Here is a 20,415-nt window from a genome sequence, read left to right as displayed (position 1 = left end):
TGATCCAGGCTCGATACATCTCTTGGGGAGATCGTTCGATGAGGCTTGCAACGGGTAGGGGCGGGCAGTGGCTCGCTGCGGTCGTTTTGTTGTGGTCTTGCCAGGTCGATGCACATACCGTTACGCCGGCTGGCACGCAACCCGCCACGGCGGCGTCGGTTGCGGCCGAAGCGATTCCGTTTGCACCGGCGCACGACACCATCATCACGCAAAAGAGCTCGCCCGATGCCTGGGGCGGCGAGCGTACCGGCAACGAGCCGACCCTGTCCGATCGTGTGGTGAGTTACACCATCGATGCGGATCTGGATGCCGCCAAGCATGCGGTGAGCGGCAAGGAACACATGACCTGGCGCAATCGCAGCGATCGCGCGGTGCGCAGCGTGTATTTCCATCTTTACCTCAATGCGTTCCAGAACCAGGGCAGCACCTTTTTCACCGAGCGCAATGTGCTGGACAAAGCGGGCGGATCGCGCGGGGAAGCGGTGCTGAAAAAGGGCCAGTGGGGCTGGATTCGTTTGCAGAGCGTGCAGCAGGATGGCACCGCCCTGACATGGCAGTTTGTGCATCCGGATGGCGGTCCGGAGTCGGATCAGACGGTGGTGCGGATCGATCTGGCGCAGCCGGTGCCGGCGGGTGGCACGCTGGCTTTGGATATCGATTTTCTCAGCCAGTTGCCGCGCGTGGTGGAACGCACCGGCTGGTGGGGAGACTTCAATCTGGTGGGCCAGTGGTTCCCCAAGATCGGCATGCTGGAACTGCCGGGCGAACGTGGCGCGACGCAGGTGCGCTGGAACGTGCACGAGTTTCATTTCAACAGCGAGTTCTACGCGGATTTCGGCCTGTACGACGTGCACCTGACTGTGCCCTCCGATTACACCGTCGGTGCGGTGGGTCAGCTGCAAGGCACGCCGGAACAGAAGGACGGCAAGACCACGTACCACTTCGTGCAGGGCGATGTGCATGACTTCGCCTGGGTCGCGGCCAAGGATTTCAAAACCCTGGATGGTTCTTACGTGGGGCCGGGCAGTCCGAAGGTGGCGGTGCGGGTGACTTATCCGCCGGAATACGTGGCCAGCGCGGCACCGACGCTCAAGTCGAGCATCGATGCGATCGGTTATTTCTCCCGCACGCTTGCGCCGTATCCGTATCCGACCTTGACGGTGGTGATTCCGCCTTATAACGCGGACGAAGCCGGCGGCATGGAATATCCGACCTTCTTTACGTCGGAAGGCTACAAGTATGTAGAGCCGGATACCTGGACGCAGATGGCCAGCGATTTCGTCAACATCCACGAATTTGGCCACGGCTATTTCTACGGCATTCTCGCCTCCAATGAATTCGAGGAGCCCATTCTGGACGAAGGCCTCAACGAGTTCTGGGACAACCGGATGTTGCGCGAGCGTCACCAGGATCTGGTGCTCGCCACGCCCTTCACCAAATGGCTGGGCCTGACGCCGCATATCAGCGGTTTCGCGGTTGAGCGTTTGACAGCGGGCTTGCAACACCCGCGTGATCCGCTGGCGCAGAACAGTTGGGATCGATTTTCCAGTTTCAGCTACGGCACGGTGTATTCACGCACCACGACCGCCATGCACGATCTGGAAGCCAGGCTCGGCCAGCCTGCGCTGGAGAAGGCGTTTCGTCTGTATTACCAGCGCTGGCGTTTCCGCCATCCCTCGGTCGCGGATTTGCGCGCGGCGCTGATCGACAGCTCCGGCGACGCCAAAGACGTGGATCAGATCTTCGATCAATACGTCTACGGCACGGGCGTCACCGACGATGGCATTTCGTCCATCGATACCAGCGAAGTGCTGCCGCAAGCAGGAGTGTTCTGGAAGGACGGCAAGCAGACAGAGGTGGTTGCGACGGAATTGGATAAGCAGATCGACCAGCAGCGCGATGCCTGGACAAAAGCCCATCCGCATCCGAAGCCAGGCGAAGCCGGGCCGTTTCCGTGGCATAGCACCATCACGGTAGTGCGTCATGGTGTGCCGGCGCCCGAGCTGTTGCGCGTGAACTATGCCGATGGCACGCATGAAGACGTGGTGTGGGACGACGACCGCCGCTGGGCGCGTTTTGATTTCATCAAACCCAGCAAGGTGGTGTCGGCAGAGCTGGATCCGGATGGCCATAACTATCTGGATACCGATCGGCTGAATAACAGCCAGAGCACCGAGCCCAATGGTGCGGCTTCACGGCGCTGGACGGCGGATGTCGCGGCCGTACTGCAAACCTTCTACTCCATGCTGGTGACCCTGTGATGGCCTACAACATGCCCCGTTCCGCTGGCTTGAATGCGCTGTGGTCGACGATGAAGGTGGCCGTGCAGTGGCGCTTGCTGCTGTTGTGGCTGCTGATCATGCTGATACCGGTCGGCGTGGTCGCCTTGCCGTTATGGCAGACGCTGGGTGGCTTGCTGGATACCTCGGTGCACGCAGCCGAGTGGGCCCGGCATTTCAGCGCCATGATGTTGATGGATGTGATTTTCGATCTGAGCGAACACGCCGAATGGTTCGGCGGAGTCGCTATCGCTGGACTGGTGCTGACCTTGCTGTTTTCGCCGTTCCTGAACGGCATGATCGTCGGCAGCGGCCGGGCGGGGCAGGTGCTGGGTTTCGGGGCGCTGCTGCAGAACGGCCTGCTTGAATACGGTCGTATGTTTCGCCTGATGCTGTGGTCATTGCCGCTGTATGGATTGGTGATGTGGGAGTCGACGGCGGGCATGCATATGGCCAATAACTATGCCGAAACCGCGGTGCTGGAGTCCAAGGCTGATCTGTACGCGAACGTGATGCATGTGCTCACGCTGATCGTGTTTGTGGTGATTCAGTCGATCATCGAATCGGCGCGTGCAGCGTTTATTGCCGACGTTACCTTGCGTTCGGCGACGCGTGCCTTGTGGCGGGGCATCAAGCAATTGATCCGGCGGCCGTTGCGGACGTTGTTGTTTTATCTGGTGGTGACGGTGGTGGGCTTGCTGCTGGCGTCAGTGTTTGCGGTGGCGCGTATTCATGTGACTGCGGTGGGTGGCGCCGGGTTTCTGTTTGCGTGGGTGTTGAGTCAGCTGATTGTTGTGAGCATTGGCTGGATGCGTGTGGCGCGGTTGTTTGCGTTGACCGTGGTAGCACGCACGGCAATGCCAAATGCGTAGGTTGGGTAGGTTGGGTTAGCGCAGCGTAACCCAACGGAAGCTGAGGGTTGCGGTGTGGTTGATGTTCTAGAGCATTAAGAGCTTTCGGTCCTGAAAGGACCGAGTCACTTTCTCTTGCGTGCCCAAGAGAAAGTAACCAAAGAGAAGGGCACCCCCGAGAGCGCGCTTGCCGGGCATCCATGCCGGCATCCCTGCGGGCTTTTCCTCCACTCCCCACCGCGCCCCAGGGGCCTTGGGAAGAGCAGCGCGCATCCATGCGCGCACTCGGTGCCGGCGCGCTGCGCCGGTAAAAGCAAGATGCATCACGTAGCGAGATAGGCATTTCTCCCTCTCCCCTCCGGGGCACGCGGGGAGCGCACATGGATGTGCTCGGCTTTGAGGAGCGAGGAGAGTGTTGGGGTGAGGGGCTGCGCTTGCCATAAACGTTGTCGTTGCGACGAATCTTCGCTTCGATGTTTCCCGCTTACGCGGGCAGATCCGTTGGGTCAGCGCTGTGTGCCCTACATATGTTGCGGTTTGCGTTGTGGTTAAAGCTCTGGCACTTCAACGACTCCGCAGCGCCAACACCCGTTGGGTTACGCTGCGCTAACCCAACCTACCGGGTACCGGTTTTTTGGGCAGGTGCACAAGCAGCAGCTCGCCGCCGCCTTCAATTCGCGCGCGGTCACCGGGCTGTGCATCCATCCACACGCTTGATCCCATGTCCAGCTCGGTATGTTCGTCACCGGCTTGCAGATGCGCATGACCGCTGAGCAGATGCACGAACCATAACCACTGTTCGCGCACGGGTAACCACATGCTGCCGTTCAAGGGGCGTGCGATCAGTTCGCCTTCTGCATTGCCACGCAGCATCAGGTTGAAGACGCGAGTGGCGCCCTCTGGGATTTGTACTCGCAGTGGACAAGTATCATCGATACGCGTGACGGACAGGCGTAACAGCGCAGTGTCTGGCTGATCATCACGCTGTAATCGCATCGGCGCATCCAGCGCAACGCATTGGCGTCGTATATCGGGGCAAGCAGGAAAAACGCTGTCGTGAGTGATGTCGACGATGCTCAGCTGCCACTGCCAATCGGTTTCGTCAGGCCCGCTTGCCAGGATGGTGACGGCGATGTCTGCATCATTTGCCCACGCCTGTGTCTGCGGCGCACCTGCCGGCACCAGCCGCGGACTGCTTATGCCCACGCGGCGCGGCGGGCTTCGCGATGGGGCGGGTAATAGGCGAAAACGTGGGTGTCGCTGCCGAAGAAGTCGATGTCTTCGACATGTTCGCCACCGAGGCGCGTGGCGACACGATCGGAAGCATCGTTGCCGACGCGCACCATGCTGATGACGCGCTGCATGTGCAGGTGTTCCCAGGCGAATGCCAGTACGGCAGCGCCGGCTTCGGTGGCGTAGCCGTGGTGACGGTGGATGGGCTTGAGCATCCAGCCCATTTCGACATCCGGCCAACCTTCCGGATGCAGCAAACCGGCGCGACCGATGAATTCACCCGTGGATTTCAATTCCAGCGCCCACATGCCGTAACCGCGCAATTGCCAGTGACCGATCAGCATGGCCAGCGAGCGCCATGCATTGGTGCGATCAAGCGGCAGACCGTCGCCGATCCAGCGCGTACTCTCCGGATCGGCGAGCATGGCGGCGTAGTCGTCGAAGTGATGTTCCGTGAGCGCCGTCAGACGAAGGCGTGCGGTTTCCAGGGTGGGGATCTCGATCATGTCGGATCAGTCGCTGAGACTTGCGTTATCCAGCACACGGGCCAGAGCGCGTGTCGTGGTCATCAGACTCTCGTACCAGGGCAGACCCACTATTTTCTCACCAGTGGCCGTGTCGATAAAGTCTTCGGCTTGGCCAGGGGGAAGCAGGTGACGATAGTCCACGGTAATTTCCATACCGGCGGGCAGATCGCGTAGAGCAAATACGAAACCCAGGTGCCAAAGGCCGGTCGGCTCGAAACTATGGTTGATGTAGCACTCGTCGGGCCAGTCCGGCGAGATCGTGTAGCGATCCTCGAACCAGCGCGCGCTGGCGTACATCTGCTCAGGCTTGGCCAGCAGTTCTTCAAACCGGAAGGTCTGATTAATGGTGTCGGGCGCTGTGATGATCCGGCCTGCGCCAACCGGTTCCTCCAGAAACAAGCCCTTGCCGGCTCCGTCAATCTGCGAAGCGTCGATGCGGTAGCGCGGAAGGATCATGTGGGTTGGCTGAGGTTGGCGACGGGCAGTTGATCGGCGCGGAGTGTAGCGCAAGCGGCACGGCCCGCCATGGGCCGTGCCGCTTGGTCATTCTTTGATCAGTTCTGCTCGCTGGCCTCGGTCGCGGCTGGCTTGGTCTTTTTGGCCGGCCTGGTCTTGGCCGGTGTTTGGGTTGCGGGCTTTGCACCTTCGCTGCTGAGCAGGATGGCCTCGTGGTTTCTTTCCAGCGTGGCCTGGCCGATGCCTTTCACCTGAGTGAGGTCGTCGGCGCTTTTGAAGGGGCCGTGTTCCTCACGGTACGCCACGATGGCCTGGGCCTTGGCAAGCCCGATGCCGTCCAGCGATTTGGCAATGGTTTCGGCATCGGCCGTATTGATGTTGACGGGTGTGGCGGCAAAGGCCGGTAGGGCCAGTGCAAACGCAAGACTGGCAGCGACAGCGATCTTTTTGAACATTGGAGATATCTCCCTAAGTTAAAAAAAGCGGCTTTCCCCAAACCGCGAACTCACTTTGCGCTGCAGCAGGTGTTACAGCCCAGTCAGCGAGGTGCTCGCAATCGCATCTGACTAAGGCTCCTTCTGTTGTCGGAATTTGCCTGATGGAACTGTGAGCGGACAGCCGTAAGTCACTGCTGGTAGCGAAACTGACGCTGTTAGAATCGTCTCTTCACCTCACCATGGAGTCCGCATGGACACCACGCGCATTACCCGTTTCGTCAGCGATCTTTGGGACGCTGAAATCGTCCCGCAGCTGATGGATTACATCCGGATTCCCAACAAGTCGCCGATGTTCGACAAGGATTGGGTGGCGCACGGTTACATGGATGCTGCCGTGAAACTGATGGAAACCTGGGCACGCAGCAAACTGCCGGCGCTGCCCGGCGCCACGCTCGAAGTGGTGCGGCTGGAAGGGCGCACGCCGCTGATCTACATCGAGGTGCCGGGTCAGAACGACGACACCGTGGTGCTGTACGGCCATCTCGACAAGCAACCGGAAATGACCGGCTGGTCGGAAGGCCTGGGGCCGTGGACGCCGGTGCTGAAGGGTGACCGGCTGTATGGCCGCGGCGGTGCCGACGATGGTTATGCGATCTTCGGTTCGCTGGCTGCGCTGCTGGCCTTGCAGGAGCAGGGCATTCCGCATGCGCGCTGTGTGATCATGATCGAAGCCTGCGAAGAATCCGGCAGCTACGACTTGCCGTATTACGTGGATCACCTTGCCGCGCGCATCGGCAATCCGTCGCTGGTGGTGTGCCTGGATTCGGGTTGCGGCAATTACGACCAGCTCTGGCTCACCACCTCGTTGCGCGGCATGACCGGTGGCGAACTGACGGTGCAGGTGCTGGAAGAAGGCGTGCACTCGGGCGATGCGTCGGGCGTGGTGCCGTCCAGCTTCCGCATCCTGCGCGAGCTGCTGTCGCGCCTGGAAGATCCGCAAACCGGACGCATCAAGCCGAACGAGCTGTATGCGGAGATTCCGCAGCAGCGCATCGATCAGGCCAAGGCTGCATCCGGCGTGCTGGGCAAAGCGATTTACGACAAGTTCCCGTTTGTCGAAGGCATGCATCCGGTGACGGAAGATCTCACCGAACTGGTGCTCAACCGTACCTGGCGTCCGCAGCTGGCGGTGACCGGCGTGGACGGTATGCCTCCGCTGGAAAGCGCCGGCAACGTGCTGCGTCCCAAGACGGCGGTAAAGCTCAGCCTGCGCGTGCCGCCGACGCTCGATGGCGCCAAGGCGGGCGAGTTCGTGAAGCAGTTGCTGGAGAAAGATCCGCCCTACGGTGCCAAGGTCAGCTTCAAGCTGGAGAAGGACGGCAGCGGCTGGAACGCGCCGCAGCTGTCGCCGTGGCTGGAGCAGGCAGTGGCCCAGGCCTCCGAGCATTACTTCGGCAGACCCGCAGCCTACATGGGCGAGGGTGGCTCGATTCCGTTCATGGGCATGCTGGGCGGCAAGTTCCCGCAGGCGCAGTTCCTGATCACCGGCGTGCTGGGACCGCACTCCAACGCGCATGGCCCGAACGAGTTCATCCATATCCCGACCGGCAAGAAGGTCTCGATGGTGGTGGCGGACGTAGTCGCCCGTCATTTCGAGCAGGGCAAGCAGTGACGGACGCCGCGCAACTGGCGGCGAACTGGGCTGGAGTACGCCGGCAGGTCGACGAGGCCTGCCGGGCCGCCGGACGTGATCCGGCGGAGGTCACCATTCTGCCGGTCAGCAAGACCTTCGGGCCGGATGCAGTACGCGCCGCCATGGCGCTGGGCCTGCATCGTTTCGGCGAGAACAAGGTGCAGGAGATTCGCGGCAAGGCTGCCGTGCTGGCGGGCGAAGCGATCGAGTGGGTGGTGATCGGCCACTTGCAGACCAACAAGGCCAAGGACGTGGCGCGGCTGGCCAGCGAGGTGCAGTCGCTGGATCGCCTGGATCTGGCCGAGGCGCTGGATCACCGCCTGCAGCTGGAAGGCCGCCGCCTGGACGTGCTGGTGCAGGTGAAGACTGCGCGCGAGGAGAGCAAGTCCGGCTTGCCTGGCGAAGCGCTGCCGGCTTTTTTGGAGCGTCTGCGCGCCTATCCCACGCTACGCGTGCGTGGCTTGATGACTATGGCGACGCTTTCTGAGGATGCCGACGAGGTGCGGGCGTGTTTTCGCCAGTTGCGCGAGCTGCGCGACCGTTGTGCGGCGGAAGGCCATGACTTGCCGCGGCTCTCGATGGGGATGAGTTCGGATTTTCCCCTCGCGATCGCCGAAGGCGCGACCGAAGTTCGCATCGGAACGGCTATTTTTGGTAGCCGTTCGAAGGCCTGATTTGTGAGGCCCATCCCGTTTTTGGCGTAAAGATTGCCTAAATTTTGGGGCCGGGTTCACCTAGTGACCGTAAATAAGCTGCTAATTATTGTTTAAATTCAATAATTTACACTGTTATGAAGTAACTGCCTGATTTTCCGAACGATAGAGTTCAGTTAACTTCATCCGAACATGTCGGCGGTGGTGCTTTGTTACTTTCACTCCTTCATCACGGCCACCCCGGGGGGGAGTGGTCGGATAAGTAACCGCCCAGAGATCCACAAATGCCCAACACGCGACTCGTACTCGCCGCGCTTGCCTCGGCTATGTGCTTTTCAAGCCCAGTCCTGGCAGCCCCGGTTGACGGTGGCATGCAGGCACAAGTTTCCGGAAAGATTTCCAGTGCTTTGATGAGCCCGCTGGCTGCGTTCTCCGCTGCGCCTTCCCTGGCGCTGTCCACGCTTCCCACCCAGCTTCCGATTGCTGCCCTGGCGCCCACCGAGGCTGCCGACCCGGCCGCACAGAAGGACGGTAGCGACGCCGTCAAGTTCAGTGACGCGCAGACCTCGCAGGACCTGCGCGACATGCTGATCGGCCTGGCCATGCAGCTGCGCCATGTGCGCTATGTGCGCGGTGGCCGCGATCCTTCTACCGGTTTCGATTGCAGCGGCTTCGTGCGTTATGTGTTCGAGCGTGCACTGGGCCTGGAATTGCCGACCAATTCGGCGTCTCAGTACCTGATTGGTCACGTGGTCAACCGCAACGAAATGAAGCCGGGTGATCTGGTGTTCTTCCGCACGGCCGCTGGCCGTCATGGCGGTGGCCGGATTTCGCATGTCGGCATCTACCTGAGCGATGGCCGCTTCATTCATTCGCCGCGTCGTGGCGAGTCGGTGCGCGTGGACAATCTTTCCGACAGCTACTGGTCGAAGCACTTCGCCGGTGCGCGCCGTCCGGACGCCATGGCCCAGATCGACTCGAGCTCGCATAACGGTTGATCGCTTTTACGGGATACGCAAAAAGGCCACCGCAAGGTGGCCTTTTTGCGTTGGCTCACGCGTGCTGGATACTAGTGCTCTGTCTATTGAGGATTGCCATGCCCACCCGCTTGCCGCCCGTTACTCGCAATCTGCTTATCGCCAATATCGTGGTGTTCCTGCTGCAACAGGTGATGGGCAACTACCTGCTGGTGCATTTCGCGTTATGGCCGTTGGGCCCTGATCAGCTGGCCCAGGCTGACGACGGCAGCGTGGTATCTGTAGGTTTTCGCCTGTGGCAGCTGGTGACGTATGCCTTCATGCACGGCAGCGTCATGCATATTTTTTTCAATATGTTCGCCCTGTATATGTTCGGTGGCACGATCGAGCGCACCTTCGGCCCGCGTGAGTTCACGCTGTACTACTTCGTGTGCCTGCTGGTGGCGGCGCTGACGCAACTGATGGTGGTGAAGTATTACACCCACGGCTTCGAGCCGACGCTGGGTGCATCAGGCGCGATTTTCGGCTTGTTGCTCGCGTTCGGCATGCTTTACCCGCAGGAGAAGCTGATGCTGATCTTTCCACCGATTCCAATTCGCGCGTGGCTGTTCGTGATCGGCTACGGTGCGGTGGAGCTGGTGCTGGGTGTCACCGGGCGGCAGGCGGACGTTGCGCATTTCGCCCATCTGGGCGGTATGCTGGGAGGCTTTCTGATGATCGAGTACTGGCGCGGCAAGCTGCCGATCAAACCCAAACGCCGTTTGATGCGCTGATTCAACGACGGACCACTGACAGGCTCACTTCATGACCCAACATCTCCAGCGCCGCCTGACGTCGCGCCTTATCACCTTCATGGCGCTGGGCATGGCCATCGGTGCAGGATTGTTCCTCGGCTCGGCCGACTCCATTAATCTGGCCGGCCCGTCGGTGATCTTCGCCTACATGTTCGGCGGCGCGATGATCTTCATCATCATGCGCGCGCTGGGCGAGATGGCGGTGCACGATCCGGTCGCCGGCTCTTTCAGCAGCTACGCACACCGCTATCTCGGCCCCTTTGCCGGCTACCTCACCGGCTGGAACTACTGGCTGCTGATGGTTGGCGTGGGCATGGCCGAGAGCACGGCGGTAGGCATCTACATGAAGGCGTGGTTCCCCGAGCTGCCGCAGTGGATCTGGGTATTCGGCAGCGTGGTGGCGATTGGCACCTTGAACTTGATGGCGGTGCGCGTTTACGGGGAAATGGAATTCTGGTTCACCATGATCAAGGTGGTGACCGTGGTGCTGATGATTCTGGGCGGTGCCGGCATGATCTGGTTCGGCTGGGGCAATGGTGGTCATGCGCTGGGCTTCAGCAACCTGTGGAGTCATGGTGGCTGGTTCCCGCATGGGCTGCAGGGCATGGTGTTGGCCTTGCCGATCGTGGTGTTTGCCTTCGGCGGTATTGAGACCATCGGTATGGCCGCGGGTGAGGCGGCGGATCCGGCGCGTAACATTCCGCGTGCGGTGAATTCGGTGCTGTGGCGCATCCTGATTTTCTACGTGGGCGCGTTGCTGGTGATCATGGCGATCTATCCGTGGGATCAGCTCGGCACGCAAGGCAGCCCCTTCGTCAGCACCTTCGCCAAGCTGGGCATTCACCAGGCGGCGGGTGTGATCAACTTCGTGGTGATTACGGCGGCGTTGTCCGGCTTCAACAGCACCACGTTCAGCGGCAGCCGCATGCTGTACAGCCTGTCGCACAAGGGGCAGGCACCGGCTTTCCTGGGCAAGGTGAGCGAGCAGGGCGTGCCGACGCGCAGCGTGCTGGCGTGCATGGCATGCCTGATATTGGGTGTGCTGCTCAATTACCTGCTGCCCGGCCGCATCTTCGCCATGATGATGTCGATCCTGTCCTTCAACACCGTGTGGACCTGGATGATGGTGCTGATCGCCCACTTCAGCTTCCGCCGCCGTTACGGCGCGACGGCGTTCCCTTTGCGCGTGTGGCCGCTGAGCAGCGTGATCTGCCTGGCATTTCTGACGTTTGTATTGGTGATGCTGGGTTACAGCCCGGATACGCGCGTGGCGCTCTACGTGGGCGCAGCCTGGGTGGCGCTGCTAAGCGTGGGCTATGTGGTGTTTGGCATCGGGCGGCGGATGAGTCTGGCCGCCACGGATGCGAATGCTGTTTAAGCCGATGTAGGGACGCGGTAGGTTGGGTAGGTTGGGTTAGCGCAGCGTAACCCAACGATGTTTGTCGCTTCGATGGAATTCCGTTGGGTTACGCTGCGCTAACCCAACCTACCCAACCACCCAACCTACGATGCTCAGCGCAGGGCCAGGAAATCCGCGCTTACCACAAAGCGCACGGCGTCCAGTCGCAGCCGTGCTTGTGGCAAGGCGTTGAGCAGGGCGGAACGCTCCTCTTCGACGCCGGTGACTTCCGCTTCGCTGATCGACAGGTTGATGGCCTGTAGCGCGCGCAGTCGTGCCAGTTCGGCGTCCAGTGCATCCCGGGCTTCGTTGATCGCGTCAGCAATGCTGCTTTGCGCATGCAATGCTGCTGCCGCTTCGGCCTTCTCCAGCATCGGCGGCACGAGCTTGTTGAGGAATTTGCGGTAACGCGGCACTTCGATATTGCGATCGCCCGCCTTGCGAATGGAGGCATCGCTGGGCTGGAATTGCGCGCGTTCGGTGAGTTTGGTGTCGATGGTGACGACGATCGGTTGCGTCGGCAGGAAGCGTTCCGCATCCAGGCGGTGGTCGGCCACGCATTCCAGCACGTAGACGGCTTGCAGCAGCGCGTTACGTGGCGGCAAGGCATCGTCAACCATGAAAGCGGCGTTGCCGCGTTCGCTGGAAAGCGCCAGATCCATGGCGCCCTGGATCATCGGATGGTCCAGCCGCAGCAGCGGCAGGTCTTCGCGCGCCAGCGCCACCTCACGCGAGAAGGTGATCGACATCGGACCTTCGGTGAAACCGGGCAGGGCATCCGTAGACAGGTATTGCGGATCGAGCAAGACGACCTTGCCGCCCAGGTCTTCGGCATGAATCCCGAACGATTCGAGCAGGTGCTGCTGGAAGTTGTCGCGCGATGGGTCCTCGTCTTCGCGGCGGAAGGCCTGGGCGAGTTCATCGGCGTGCAGGTCGCGGCTGGCGGCCAGCTCCAGCAGGTGATCGCGGCCGGCGCGGATCAGTTCGGCCATCTGCTCGTGGCTGGCGCGTGTTTCGGCCACGAGTACATCCAGTTCCTGATCGCGTTCGTCGTCGCTGCGGGCGTGTTCGTCGGCCAGTCGCGTCAACGGTTCACCGAAGCGGCGCAGCAGTTCGCGGCCGTCGGCCGGGCTGGTGCGGAAAGCGTCCACCCCTTCGTCATACCAGCGTGCGAGCGCGTGCTGCGCACTGCCGGCGACGGCGATGATGTGAATGCTGATGTTGTGCTTTTGGCCGATGCGGTCCAGACGTCCGATGCGTTGTTCCAGCAGATCGGGGTCGAGCGGCAGATCCCACAACACCAGCCGATGTGCGAACTGGAAGTTGCGGCCTTCCGAGCCGATCTCCGAGCAGATCAACAGCCGCGCGCCATCGACCTGGGCAAAGTAGGCGGCATTGCGGTCGCGCTGCACGATGCCGAGGCCTTCATGGAAGCGGGCGATGCCCGCGCCGGTGCGCGTGCGCAGCGCTTCTTCCAGTGCCATCACCTTGGCCTGGCTGCGGCAGATCAACAGGAACTTGTCTTGCGGATGACGCTCCAGCAGAGCGACCAGCGTATCGATGCGCGGATCGTTGCTGTAGTCCAGTTCAAGCACGGGAACGGGCTGCTGGATATCGGCGTGGAATTCGGCGAGCAGGGTCTGGCGCGTGTTGTCGTCCAGGCGACCGGCGTCGATCAACTCCCAGGCGGGCATGCGCTCGGGGAAGCCGCCGATGCCCGCGCGGCGGTTGCGGAACATTGAGCGGCCGGTGCCGTGACGATCGATCAGCGCAGCCAGCAGCTCGCGGCTGTGCTCGGGTTTGGTGGTGTCGGCCAGATAGGTTTGCAGCGTCGCGTCGCCCTCGAAGGCTTTGCGCAGCTGTTCCAGTTCGGCGGTTTCCAGGGGGTTGCGTTCCAGCAATTTGTCGGCGATATGTGAAAGCGACTGGAAGCGCTCGGATTCCGCCAGATAGACGTCGAGATCGTGATAACGCTGAGGGTCGAGCAGGCGCAGGCGGGCGAAATGGCCGCTGCGGCCCAGCTGTTCCGGCGTGGCGGTCAGCAGAATGACGCCGGGCGTCGCCGCGGCAAGCTGTTCGACCAGGGTGTAGCGAGGGCTGGCGGCTTCCGGTGTCCAGGCCAGGTGATGCGCCTCATCCACCACCAAGAGATCCCAGCGCGCATCCAGCAACTGGCTGGCCCGTTTGGGGCTGTGTTCGAGGAAACTGAAATCGGCGATGACCAGTTGCTCGTCTTCGAACGGGTTATGGCCGCTATCGGATTGCTCAACCGCCTCGCAACGTTCCTCGTCGTAGATCGCAAAGCTCAGATTGAAGCGCCGCAGCAATTCCACAAACCACTGGTAGACCAGCGTATCGGGCAGCAGCACCAGCACGCGCGAGGCGCGCCCGGTGGCGATCTGGCGGGCGATGATCATGCCGGCTTCGATGGTCTTGCCCAGGCCCACTTCGTCCGCCAGCAACACACGCGGCGGATGCCGCGATGCGGCAATGCCGGCAACACGCAGCTGGTGCGGCACCAGCCCGATACGCGCGGCGGCAAGCCCCCAGCTGGGCGAGCGGCGCGCTTCGGCACGGCGCTTGAGGCCCTCCAGGCGCAGCTCGAAATGGTGCACGGGATCCGTGCGGCCGCCGATCAGCCGGTCATCGGCCTGGCTGACGCTCTGCTCGTCATCCAGCTGTCCTTCGTGCAGCTCGCGGCCTTCGCCACGGTAGACGAGCAAGCCTTCGCGCTCCTCGATCCGCTCCACCAGGAACGCAATGCCCTTGCCGGCCACGCGTTGCCCGGCCCGGAATTCGGCGCGGACCAGCGGGGCAGAATCAACGGCATAGGGACGCAGCACGCCCGACTTGGCGAACAGCACCTGTACCCCGCGCCCTTCGACTCGTAAAACCGTGCCCAGGCCGAGTTCCGGCTCGGCAGTAGAGATCCAGCGCTGTCCAGGAACGTACATTGAAGAGCCACATAGCCTTTGAGGGCCATGAATTATCCGCGTAACGTCCGGTGCTGGCTATATGCAGGGTGGACATCGGGCCGGAACGCTGCGGCGTGAAGTCCGTATAGCGGGTGGCTGGCGCTGGAAAAAAGCGTGAAAGATGCGTCACAAACCGCAGGCGCAGGTTTTGATTCCGGTTGTTTTATCCCCGCCGCCAAGTACGGCGGGGTTATTCGAAAACCTCAAAGAACATTACTGCTGCCAGCAAGTAGTCGATTCGTTGGCCCCGCCTGAACTCAGCGCAGTCTTGTTGTTTGCATTATCGATACTGATCGATGCACAGGTGGTGTCTGCGGCCTGTGCGGAACCTGCAACGGGCGTGGCGGTAAGTGTATAGGTCGAAGTAGTCGCTGCTGCCGGCCCGATCGAGATCGAGTAATAGCCCTCTTGCGAGGTCGTCGAAATGTCCGTGCAATTGCTGGAGCTGGTCGCGACATTTTTGTAGTTGAAGGTCAAGGCGTAACACCGTTCCATCATGCCCTGCGCTTGCGACAGCGCCGCATAGGCGTCCGAACGCCGGCTGCTCTGCATGTACTTGGCGTAGCTGTTCATGGCGATGGCGCTGAGGATGGCCACGATCGCCACCACGATCATCAGTTCGATCAGCGAAAAGCCGTATGGGCGACGAGGACTTTGAGGTTGTCCTCGTCCATTGGTTTGCGTTGAGAGCATTGTCATGGACTCGCATGCCGTATTCATCGAATACCTCATTGAACCTGCCACCAGCCGACGCGGTTGTGTGAAGGGGTGGACAGGGTATTCTGCTGTATGCCAGCACCTGGCGTTGTCGTCGAGCCGCCACCGCTACTTGTAATAGCCGAGACCGTGCCCGAGCCCGTTATGACGGTGCTCGCCGAAGAGCTTGCGTTACTGGCGCTGAGCTCTACACCGGTGATGTATTGGCCGCCGGATGCGGTTGCCGTGCTCAGGCTCGTGCCGGGGCTGATCGCCGCACTGGTGAAGGCGCCGCCGGTAGCGTAGTTCGCATACATCAGATAGGAGCTGAAGCTACCGCAGGAGGTCGACGTCGAGTTCGGCGGGATATTGACCGTCAACAAGACGCCACCGTTCAGCACGGCGGGATTGTTGATAACGCGAGGAGCCGGCGCGGATGAGCTCGACGCCAGCGGCGAAAGGTCGAAGTACCAGCCTTCCACCGGCGTATAGGTGGTGGTGATACCGTTGGTGATTATCGATTCTGAAGCGTAGGTGAGATTCACCGTGTTGCTGGTATCGAGCACCGCTTCGACGGTGCTGCCGGAACTGGACGTATATGAGGTCAGCGACAGCGTCTGCGACTGCAGATTCGAGCGCGTATACGGCATGGTTGGTGCCGTGGTGTAGTTGGTCAGGTCGGAACTGTTGTCCCACACGCCATAGAAGCTTTGCGTCTTGGTACTGGTGAGATCACTGGTTTGCAGCAGCTGGCCCGTGCCGAAATAGACCATCAAGCCGAGGTAGGTCTTGCTGCCGACCGAGGGATAGTTGGGATTGAGTGTGACCGCCGGTGCGGAGGTGATCGGCTGTGCATTGCCCGAACTGTCCTTGGCCTGGAACAGCAGTTTCACGGTCCAGTTGGACGGCGTGGCGTTGCTGATGTTGATCGCCCACAAGTTACCTTGCAGATCGCCGGCATACACCATGTCCGGCGGCTGGCCTGGCAGGCCGCTGGAATTGGCGGTAGTGATGCTGGAGAGCCCGTTCGCCGCGCTGCTGCTGCATGCTGAGCTTTCGCTGGACGCCGTGCATAGGTCGATCTTGGCGATTTGAGCGCCGGTCGATGCATTCAGTGCATAGAGAACGGGGTGGTTGCTGCTGCTGTTGTAGCCGTTGCCGAACAGCACCGCAAAGCCATCGACGCTATTGTTGCTGGTGGCATCCGTCACGGTGATGGCTGGCGTGCGTACGATCACCGGCGTGCTATAGGTGTAGCCAATGCCAGAGTCGGAATACTCCCACAGCACGTCGCTGGCGACATTGGTTTCCGAAGTGTATCCGGAAGGGCTGGTCACATCGATGGCGTAGATGGTGTTGCCACCGGCGTTTTCTCCGCCGACCAGCAAGGTATGCCAGTGACCGTCGGAGAGCATGGCGTCATCCACATAAGGCGAGCCGTCTACGAAAAAGTGGTGGTTGTAGAGATAGTATGGACTGGTCAGCAACGGCAGGTTGGCGAACACCCCGTTGGGGATGAACGCCATCGCTTCAGCACCCGTGCTGGCATTGAAGCCGTGCAGCATGCCGTCATTGGCGCCTACGTAGATCATCGGCGTGCGGTTCGCATTCGTGCTTACAAATGTCAGGTAGGAGGCATCGGTGTAGGCGTCCGACGGCGCGCCGACATACGCAGGCGAGCTGTCGACGATATCGCCCAACAAATGTTGGCGCGTTCGGAATGTTCCGCCGTTGGCCAGATCGTGGGTGTCATCGCCACGGATGTAGTTAAGACGGTTCTGGCCTAGCGAGTCGGTGGAATTGAGCACGGTCTGCAACGTAGACGAAAGATCGGTCCACTCGAACGGCACGGCGGTTGGTGTAACCGTTCCCGATGTACTGGTGTGGTTCGGATCCCACGTGACGATGTAGCGGTTGGTGCCTTGGGTATCCAGCTGTGACTGCGCATCCCAAACGGACGAGGAGGTGGTGACAACGCCGCTGGATGACACCGCATAAGCTTGCAGGTCACCGGTCCAGGCATCGATGGTGGAGCTGCCCGGATTGAAGGTGGCCTGATAGATGTCGGAACTGGAGCTCAGCGAGGTGGAGTTGGTTGCCACCGCGCTTGATGAGGTGTTTTGAGCGGCGACGTTGTTGAGGATCGAGGCAAGGTCATTGACGAGCGTGGCAGGGCTGGTCGCCGGAAAATAACCTTGCGAGGTTACGCCTGCGGTGCCGCCCGCCACGGCCATGGCTTGCAGCGCCTGGGCCGCTGCTTCGTTGTCGGCGGGATCGACGCCCGCGCCCAGGCCAACCACATACACGTCAATACCGGCGGTTTTGAGCGCGGTGATCTCGGTGATGGTGTCGGTCAGCGCCTGGTCGTTGGTCGTGTTCAATGAGCCGTTGCTGTTGAACGTGGCTGTTACGCCATAGCCGGAAGCTGACGCACTGCCGAGCGGAGGCCAGAAGTTGCCGCTTAAATCTTCCGTCGGCAGGCCGTCGGTAATCAGGATGACATATTTCTTCGGCGTGGCGCAGTCGTACGAAGGTGCGGCGGCGGCGTTGAGCGTGGTCAGCGCACTCTTCATCAGGCCAGCCAGGGGAGACTGTCCGGCCAGTGCCTTGATTTCGCTGCTGCTGGCAGTGTTGGTTTCCGCATTGAGTGCACTAGTGAAATAACCGACGGCCGTAGCCACGGTAGTGCTGGTCGGCGATTCGCCCGCGCTGACGATCGAGTTGCCGCTGCTATCCGTCGCGACAACTTTGCCGCTGCCGCCGGTCGTGGAGTCGGTAGCGCCATAGCCGAATCCGCGCAAGGCATACATCACTTGCGGTTGATACGGAATGTAACCGGCGTTGGTCGGCGAGGTCTCGGTGACGAAGCTGGGTACGGAGTGGCTGTAGCTAGTGGTGATGCTTCCGCTTTCGTACTTGGAGATACCGTAGTACGTGTACGGGTTGGCCGGTGAGGGACCGCCGTAGGACACCGATACCGCCGTGCTGCCGCTGGCGTACAGCACGTCATTGATATCCGCGTCGTCGCTCGAAGCGCCGACGACCATGTACTGATCGGCGACTTGCGAAGAAGGCGAATAGAGGCCGGAATTTGCAATCGATTGACAGTTGCTGCTCACCGTCGAGGAGGTCGAGCTGCTGGTGTAGTTGTAGCAGGGGTTGGTGACGTACTCACCGCTCGTCGGCGCCGTATTGGTGAAGGTGAAGTCGCCGGAGGTCGGCGACATGTAATACACCCAGGTGGTGTACAAGGTCGGGCTCTTCTCGTTGTAATCCATCAGCCCGAAGTCGGTGCTGTCGAAATACTCCTGCATGATGTCCAGAATGGACTGCTTGGCGATGTTCAGACGGCTGGCGCTGACGTCGTACTGGACGTTGCTGCAAGTGTAGGTGTACTGGTAGGTGCTGCCTGAGACAGTCGGCGCCGTGCAACTGCTGTTGCCCAAGCCAAGCTGGGAAGGATTGAAGCCGCTGGGAATGGTGTAGTTCGTTGGCGAGCTGGAGTTGCTCAGTGAGCTGAAACTGCTGCTCAGCGCGCCCGAACCGGTCATGATTGCGCCCGAGAGGTCGCCGTCCATCGATTCGGAATTACCGAGCGCGATCAGCACCTGCGGATGCACGGAGGTCGTAACGGTCAACGGCGTCTGTGAAATCGTCAGCGTGGGGGTGGTCGCCATCGCCGGCGCAGGCAGATACAAGCTGCCCATGATCAATACGCCCCCCGCCGTGGTTGCCATGCGGGAAAGTGTGCGTCCGATGAAACGCTGCGGTGTGCGCATAAATGAAGCCTGGCAATGTCAGGAGTTGGGTAGCAGATAGAGCGTTTGCAACATCACGGCGCCCTGTTGGCTGGGGCCCACGACGCGTACGGTGATGCGGAAGACGTAGTCGTAATACTTGGCGGGGCTGCTGGAGGTGGTGCCTTTGGGCACCACGCTGGGCAACATCTCGATCATGTACTTGCATGAAGTCACCTGCATGCTGCCGCTCGGGCCCTGGCAGGTGATGGGAGGGGAATTGGTGAGCGCATTCCACGTGGCCGTACTTTCCCACGGCAGCGGCGTCGAGCTGCTGTAGTTGGTCGCCTCGAAGTAGTAGAAGCCACCGCTGTCCGCCAGATAGGTAGCTTGCGCGGTGGAAATCGCGCCGCTGTTGAGTTCGCTGATGACCGTGTCCAGGCCGGATTCGGCGGTCTGTATGTTGACATTCGCTACCGCCGCGTTACTGGCCATGCGGGTTTGCGAGCTGATCTGCTCCACGATGACCAGCGAGGCAATCGTCAGCACCAGCAGCATGATCAAGGTCACCGGTAGGACGATACCGCGCTGCGCGTTACGCGAATGGCTGGACAAGGCGATCATAGCGTCGCGTTCCGAGTGTTGACGGTCATGTAATAGATATGACGCATGCGCGTATCTGACGGTACGGAAAGCGAATACAAGGAGTTGAACATCTTGTAACTCCATGAGCCGCTGGGTGGCGTAGCAGAACCCGTGCCGCCCTCGACCAGAAAGGCCAGCTTGATGGTCGTCACATCTCCCAGGTTGCTGACTTCGCTGGCATCCACATACTCAGTGGCCGCCTCGTTGCCGCCGATGCCGTACAGCACTTTCATTGCCAGCACCCCTGGCACCATTTCGGTGACTGTCCATGTTGCCGAGCTCGCCGTTTTACCTGTGGGGATCGTCATTACACCTTCGAACAGACCGCTTTGTCCGCCGGATCCTTTGCCGACAAAGAACATGGTTTGTTGCAGAGGGATCAACTGCGCGCCCGGATTAAACCCGATCGACGGCGCATTCTGCAGCGTCACGGTTGTTCCGCTTACCGACGAGACGCCCAAGACGGCACTCTTACTGCAATCGGAAACCGCAACGACCTGCGGGCCGCCACTGTTGATGTTGGTCAGTTGCGTGCTGTCATTGACCGTCAGGGTGGCGCTTGATGTCGTGATGGCGTTCTCCACGCCGATCGGCCTGCTGAACGGTACGGCGCCGATCATTACCAGGATGTCACTACCTTGTTCGGCGCCGGCGGCGGTGTCGCCGGTGATCGATGAATCGAGCGAAGGGCTCCAGTCGCTGGCGGTCGAGACGTTGACGGCGTTGTCCTGAATGCTCGTGGGCAAGGTGCCCGTGTATCCCTGCACGGCGTAGGTCGTGTTCAAGGTCAATGGGGTTGGCAGTGAAGAGAGCGGATAAGGCGCACCCTGGCTGGTGATCGAACCGCAACCGAGGAAGCCCACGCCGCGCGCCACCGGACCGATAGTCGCGGCGATGGCATTGTCGGCGTCCTGCATCAACGATTGCGAAGACGAGCTGTTGTAGATCTGCTGCTGCGCCAGAAAAATCACCAGCACACCGGCGATGACGATCAGGCCGATGCCCATGGCGAGCATCAGTTCCAGCAGGCCGAAGCCGGCAATATGTCGTGGCCGCATGCGAT

16 protein-coding genes are annotated in these 20,415 nt (G+C 60.9%); 7 read left to right on the top strand and 9 right to left on the bottom strand.

Annotated elements, in window-relative coordinates:
- Window positions 1–38 precede the first annotated feature (38 nt).
- Window positions 39–2,261 carry a M1 family metallopeptidase gene (locus ISP19_RS14140; RefSeq protein WP_204683060.1) on the top strand — a complete coding sequence of 741 codons (2,223 nt, stop codon included), beginning with the start codon at window positions 39–41 and terminating at the stop codon, window positions 2,259–2,261.
- A gap of 11 nt (window positions 2,262–2,272) precedes the next feature.
- On the top strand, window positions 2,273–3,151 hold the full coding sequence (locus ISP19_RS14135) for a hypothetical protein (protein ID WP_239556824.1): 879 nt from the start codon (window positions 2,273–2,275) through the stop codon (window positions 3,149–3,151).
- A 585-nt stretch (window positions 3,152–3,736) separates the two neighbouring features.
- On the opposite strand, the gene ISP19_RS14130 is transcribed toward ISP19_RS14135, so the two are convergent.
- The 4 genes from ISP19_RS14130 to ISP19_RS14115 form a co-directional block, all read right to left on the bottom strand.
- The gene (locus ISP19_RS14130; protein ID WP_204683058.1) at window positions 3,737–4,336 is read right to left on the bottom strand and encodes a HutD family protein; all 600 of its coding nucleotides are present in this window, start codon (window positions 4,334–4,336) and stop codon (window positions 3,737–3,739) included.
- Window positions 4,327–4,869 (bottom strand): GNAT family N-acetyltransferase, encoded by a 543-nt coding sequence (locus ISP19_RS14125; RefSeq protein ID WP_204683057.1) that lies wholly within the window; start codon window positions 4,867–4,869, stop codon window positions 4,327–4,329. The genes ISP19_RS14130 and ISP19_RS14125 overlap by 10 nt, the downstream gene beginning before the upstream one ends.
- Before the next feature lie 6 nt (window positions 4,870–4,875).
- Window positions 4,876–5,346 carry an SET domain-containing protein-lysine N-methyltransferase gene (locus ISP19_RS14120; protein ID WP_204683056.1) on the bottom strand — a complete coding sequence of 157 codons (471 nt, stop codon included), beginning with the start codon at window positions 5,344–5,346 and terminating at the stop codon, window positions 4,876–4,878.
- Between the two features lie 98 nt (window positions 5,347–5,444).
- A complete protein-coding gene (locus ISP19_RS14115; protein ID WP_204683055.1) occupies window positions 5,445–5,801 on the bottom strand; it encodes a ComEA family DNA-binding protein in 357 nt (118 codons plus the stop codon).
- Between the two features lie 232 nt (window positions 5,802–6,033).
- Here ISP19_RS14115 and ISP19_RS14110 point away from each other — a divergent pair, with 232 nt between their 5' ends.
- From ISP19_RS14110 to ISP19_RS14090, 5 genes are all read left to right on the top strand, one after another.
- On the top strand, window positions 6,034–7,455 hold the full coding sequence (locus ISP19_RS14110; RefSeq protein WP_204683054.1) for a M20 family metallopeptidase: 1,422 nt from the start codon (window positions 6,034–6,036) through the stop codon (window positions 7,453–7,455).
- Window positions 7,452–8,150 carry a YggS family pyridoxal phosphate-dependent enzyme gene (locus ISP19_RS14105; protein ID WP_204683053.1) on the top strand — a complete coding sequence of 233 codons (699 nt, stop codon included), beginning with the start codon at window positions 7,452–7,454 and terminating at the stop codon, window positions 8,148–8,150. Before ISP19_RS14110 ends, ISP19_RS14105 begins: the two co-directional genes overlap by 4 nt.
- 350 nt (window positions 8,151–8,500) lie before the next feature.
- Complete coding sequence (locus tag ISP19_RS14100) at window positions 8,501–9,127, top strand: C40 family peptidase (protein WP_239556823.1); 627 nt, start codon at window positions 8,501–8,503, stop codon at window positions 9,125–9,127.
- A gap of 98 nt (window positions 9,128–9,225) precedes the next feature.
- On the top strand, window positions 9,226–9,879 hold the full coding sequence (locus ISP19_RS14095; RefSeq protein WP_204683051.1) for a rhomboid family intramembrane serine protease: 654 nt from the start codon (window positions 9,226–9,228) through the stop codon (window positions 9,877–9,879).
- 31 nt (window positions 9,880–9,910) lie between these two features.
- Entirely contained in the window at window positions 9,911–11,278 is a 1,368-nt protein-coding gene (locus tag ISP19_RS14090; protein WP_204683050.1) for an amino acid permease, read from the top strand.
- A 134-nt stretch (window positions 11,279–11,412) separates the two neighbouring features.
- Here ISP19_RS14090 and rapA read toward each other — a convergent pair whose 3' ends face one another.
- The 5 genes from rapA to ISP19_RS14065 all read right to left on the bottom strand — a co-directional run bounded on the left by rapA (window position 11,413) and on the right by ISP19_RS14065 (window position 20,410).
- Window positions 11,413–14,253: an RNA polymerase-associated protein RapA gene (gene rapA / locus ISP19_RS14085; protein WP_204683049.1), complete on the bottom strand. Its 2,841-nt coding sequence runs from the start codon at window positions 14,251–14,253 to the stop codon at window positions 11,413–11,415.
- 234 nt (window positions 14,254–14,487) lie between these two features.
- A complete protein-coding gene (locus ISP19_RS14080; protein ID WP_204683048.1) occupies window positions 14,488–14,973 on the bottom strand; it encodes a type IV pilin protein in 486 nt (161 codons plus the stop codon).
- 29 nt (window positions 14,974–15,002) lie between these two features.
- On the bottom strand, window positions 15,003–18,749 hold the full coding sequence (locus ISP19_RS14075) for a pilus assembly protein (RefSeq protein ID WP_204683047.1): 3,747 nt from the start codon (window positions 18,747–18,749) through the stop codon (window positions 15,003–15,005).
- An 18-nt stretch (window positions 18,750–18,767) separates the two neighbouring features.
- Window positions 18,768–19,331, bottom strand: a complete 564-nt coding sequence (locus ISP19_RS14070; protein WP_204683046.1) for a pilus assembly PilX family protein — start codon at window positions 19,329–19,331, stop codon at window positions 18,768–18,770.
- Window positions 19,328–20,410, bottom strand: coding sequence for a PilW family protein (locus ISP19_RS14065; protein WP_204683045.1), 1,083 nt, complete (start codon window positions 20,408–20,410; stop codon window positions 19,328–19,330). Before ISP19_RS14065 ends, ISP19_RS14070 begins: the two co-directional genes overlap by 4 nt.
- Window positions 20,411–20,415: the final 5 nt, after the last annotated feature.

The organism is Dyella flava (assembly GCF_016904955.1).
In the GTDB taxonomy this organism is placed as follows: Bacteria; Pseudomonadota; Gammaproteobacteria; order Xanthomonadales; family Rhodanobacteraceae; genus Dyella_B; species Dyella_B flava.
This window is presented reverse-complemented; position numbering and strand designations above follow the sequence as displayed.

Excerpts from the sequence above, each read along its gene's own strand:
- ISP19_RS14110 (WP_204683054.1), top strand. The coding sequence starts at position 6,034 with ATGGACACCACGCGCATTACCCGTTTCGTCAGCGATCTTTGGGACGCT.
- ISP19_RS14135 (WP_239556824.1), top strand. The coding sequence starts at position 2,273 with ATGCCCCGTTCCGCTGGCTTGAATGCGCTGTGGTCGACGATGAAGGTG.
- ISP19_RS14090 (WP_204683050.1), top strand. The coding sequence starts at position 9,911 with ATGACCCAACATCTCCAGCGCCGCCTGACGTCGCGCCTTATCACCTTC.
- ISP19_RS14125 (WP_204683057.1), bottom strand. The coding sequence starts at position 4,869 with ATGATCGAGATCCCCACCCTGGAAACCGCACGCCTTCGTCTGACGGCG.
- ISP19_RS14065 (WP_204683045.1), bottom strand. The coding sequence starts at position 20,410 with ATGCGGCCACGACATATTGCCGGCTTCGGCCTGCTGGAACTGATGCTC.
- ISP19_RS14120 (WP_204683056.1), bottom strand. The coding sequence starts at position 5,346 with ATGATCCTTCCGCGCTACCGCATCGACGCTTCGCAGATTGACGGAGCC.
- ISP19_RS14075 (WP_204683047.1), bottom strand. The coding sequence starts at position 18,749 with ATGCGCACACCGCAGCGTTTCATCGGACGCACACTTTCCCGCATGGCA.
- ISP19_RS14080 (WP_204683048.1), bottom strand. The coding sequence starts at position 14,973 with ATGACAATGCTCTCAACGCAAACCAATGGACGAGGACAACCTCAAAGT.
- ISP19_RS14140 (WP_204683060.1), top strand. The coding sequence starts at position 39 with ATGAGGCTTGCAACGGGTAGGGGCGGGCAGTGGCTCGCTGCGGTCGTT.
- rapA (WP_204683049.1), bottom strand. The coding sequence starts at position 14,253 with ATGTACGTTCCTGGACAGCGCTGGATCTCTACTGCCGAGCCGGAACTC.
- ISP19_RS14095 (WP_204683051.1), top strand. The coding sequence starts at position 9,226 with ATGCCCACCCGCTTGCCGCCCGTTACTCGCAATCTGCTTATCGCCAAT.
- ISP19_RS14100 (WP_239556823.1), top strand. The coding sequence starts at position 8,501 with ATGCAGGCACAAGTTTCCGGAAAGATTTCCAGTGCTTTGATGAGCCCG.
- ISP19_RS14115 (WP_204683055.1), bottom strand. The coding sequence starts at position 5,801 with ATGTTCAAAAAGATCGCTGTCGCTGCCAGTCTTGCGTTTGCACTGGCC.
- ISP19_RS14070 (WP_204683046.1), bottom strand. The coding sequence starts at position 19,331 with ATGATCGCCTTGTCCAGCCATTCGCGTAACGCGCAGCGCGGTATCGTC.